This window comes from Roseburia sp. OF03-24 (genome assembly GCF_003463035.1).
GTDB classification, from domain to species: Bacteria; Bacillota; Clostridia; order Lachnospirales; family Lachnospiraceae; genus Roseburia; species Roseburia rectibacter.
On sequence record NZ_QSCK01000070.1, the window covers coordinates 1 to 2,550 of the forward strand.

Annotated in this window: 3 protein-coding genes and 1 pseudogene; all 4 read left to right on the top strand. The window is 41.5% G+C overall.

What is annotated here, in order from left to right; translation table 11 throughout:
* Positions 1–322, top strand: a pseudogene (locus tag DXA60_RS18345) (ATPase, T2SS/T4P/T4SS family); the annotation flags it as partial.
* On the top strand, positions 322–1,779 hold the full coding sequence (locus DXA60_RS19395) for a hypothetical protein (RefSeq protein WP_243006960.1): 1,458 nt from the start codon (positions 322–324) through the stop codon (positions 1,777–1,779). The pseudogene DXA60_RS18345 and the gene DXA60_RS19395, both read left to right, overlap by 1 nt.
* On the top strand, positions 1,780–2,112 hold the full coding sequence (locus DXA60_RS18355; protein WP_022111979.1) for a hypothetical protein: 333 nt from the start codon (positions 1,780–1,782) through the stop codon (positions 2,110–2,112).
* A gap of 121 nt (positions 2,113–2,233) precedes the next feature.
* The gene (locus DXA60_RS18965; RefSeq protein WP_199536253.1) at positions 2,234–2,374 is read left to right on the top strand and encodes a hypothetical protein; all 141 of its coding nucleotides are present in this window, start codon (positions 2,234–2,236) and stop codon (positions 2,372–2,374) included.
* The last annotated feature ends 176 nt before the right edge of the window (positions 2,375–2,550 follow it).

The window sequence follows — 2,550 nt, forward strand, 5'->3', positions numbered from 1 at the left end:
GAAGCTGCCAGACCGTATCCAGAGCATGATGAATAATGTAAATGATGCGAGACGTATGGAAAACAGGATTTACCGTTATGTAAATCTTGGACTTCTGATCCGGAAAGAAAATACACAGGATGGAGAGATCAGAAGATATTTAGATCAGCTTTGTTTTTATGCCAGGGAAGATCATGAAAACAGAATTTATATGCTGGTAGAGGATGGGGAACTTGTTTCAGAGGAGATACCGAAAGATATTCTTTTGAAATTAGAACGTGCTGGAATACAAGAACCGTTCTTTTGTGAAAGTTTTTACAGGTACCGGAAGGAGGGCAGATAGTGGCAGGATTGAAAAAGACACGGATAAAAGAGAAAAAAGAGAGAAAGCAGATCAAAAAAGAAAACCGTGTGGCGAAAAATCTGTTGCTTTTAAATCCGGGAAACCTTGCAAAAGAGGTTTATACATACGGATATCATTTTTCCTGGAAAACGCATTTATTTGTCATTGGTGCATGTATTGCCGGAATGGGAGTGATCGGCTTACTGTTTCAACTGAAATGGAAACTGCTTGTCATTGTGCTGATCGCCATGTTTTTGGCACTTCCGGCATTTATCCTTGACACTTATAAAAAAATGTATGAACAGAAACGTTTTGCAGATGCTGCCACTTACATGGAGCAGATGTTATATGCGTTCCAAAAAACAGGAAAAGTATTATCTGCCTTAAAAGAGGCAAGAGAGACATTTGAACCGGGACATATGCGGGATATTATGGATGAATCAATCGGACATCTTGAAGCGGGACATTCCTACAGTGAAAAAAGTGTTTTAAGGGAATCCTTAGACATCGTGGAAAAAGAATACGAGTGCCGCAAGATAAAAACACTGCATGAACTTTTGATCAGTGCAGAGGAATATGGTGGAGAGGCGGATGATTCCATTTCCCTGCTATTAAATGATGTGGAATTATGGAAACGCAGAGGTTACCTGCTTCAGGGAGAAAAGAAAAAAGCACATACAAACAATGTGGTATCCATTGTTGTGGCTACAGCCTTATGTGCCGGAACTTTATATGTGTTAAATGCACTTCCGGGTATCCTTAACATGGAAGCCCCTTACAATGTGCTTACAACAGGTCTGGTACAGGTCACATCTTTTGGACTTCTTTTATGGATGATCTATGTATATGCAAGATCAGAAAAGACATTGACCAGGAACTGGTTAAAAGAAGAAAGCGGCAGGGATGAAGAATACGTGCTGCGCTGCTATGAAAAAGCCATGTCGCAGCAGCATAGATTTGGCAGGAATATTGCAAGACGTGTGGTATCCGAAGAACTTTATGCGGCATTCCCAGAGTGGCTGATGCAGATGGCATTATTAATGCAGCACAGCAATGTGCAGGTTTCAATCGCAAAATCATTAGATGGCGCACCAAAGATCCTGGTTCCGGAAATAAATGCATTACTGCAGCGTTTGAAAGAGCAGCCGAAAGCATTGAGTTCCTACACAGATTTTTGTAAAAATTTCGATATCCCGGAAACAACCAGCTGCATGAAAATGCTGTATGCGATTTCAGAATCCGGTACCGGAGATGCAAAGGTGCAGATCCAGAACCTTTTAGTACAGGTCCAGGAAATGAGAAACCGTGCTGCAGAACGTCGGAATAAAAGTTCGGCTTTCCAGGTTAAGATGTTATATTCGTATCCGGTTTTTGGTGCATCCATCAAGTTGCTGGGAGATCTGGTCGTTGGCATGATGTTTTTATTTGAAATGCTGTCAGAAGCGGGAGGGATGTAGATGAAAAATATAATCAGTGCATTTACAACATTGTTTTTTTATTTGCTCTGTGTATTTGGTGCAGCCGCATTATTAACTGCATCAGCACAGACGGCAGCGGCAAAGGAATACAAAGCAGATGTGATAGCAGAAATTGAAAACAGTGATTTTAACCGGGATGTGATAAGCAGCTGTATTTCGCAGGCGCAGTCAGCAGGGTATACACTGACCGTAACGCCTTCTGCGAATGCAGAGGGGGAGACAGTATCAGCAGATGTAATACTGTCTTATGATTATAAGATGCCGGTTTTTGGCATTGAGAAAACGCATATGACAAGGGGGATTGCACGGTAATGGAAGAGTTTATAGAACAGATTGGTGAAATGATCTTAGAGTCGGTTCCGGCGTTGGCAGTTCTCACATTTATGATCAGTGTATATATGGCTGCAACAGCATTTTAAGGATGGTGTATGAAATGGAAGAGATTGTAAAAGAACTTGGAGGAAGCATACAGGCCGGAGCGGTATCCGTCATAGCACTTGCCATGGTATATGGTGTATATGCCGGATATTTTAAACAGATGATAGAGACATTTTTTAACGGTTTGTGTGGTTAGGAGAATGACATGAAAGAGATCATGAAAGAACACGGCGGTCTGCTGGTCACTGTTGCGGTAACGATATGTATCCTTACAATCATATTTTCTGCAGTAACAGATTCGGATGGAAACCGTGGAATCGTAAAGATCATAGCAGCGCATATGAATACGGATGGGACTGATTACAATGCTTA

Excerpts from the sequence above, each read along its gene's own strand:
- DXA60_RS18355 (WP_022111979.1), top strand. The coding sequence starts at position 1,780 with ATGAAAAATATAATCAGTGCATTTACAACATTGTTTTTTTATTTGCTC.
- DXA60_RS18965 (WP_199536253.1), top strand. The coding sequence starts at position 2,234 with ATGGAAGAGATTGTAAAAGAACTTGGAGGAAGCATACAGGCCGGAGCG.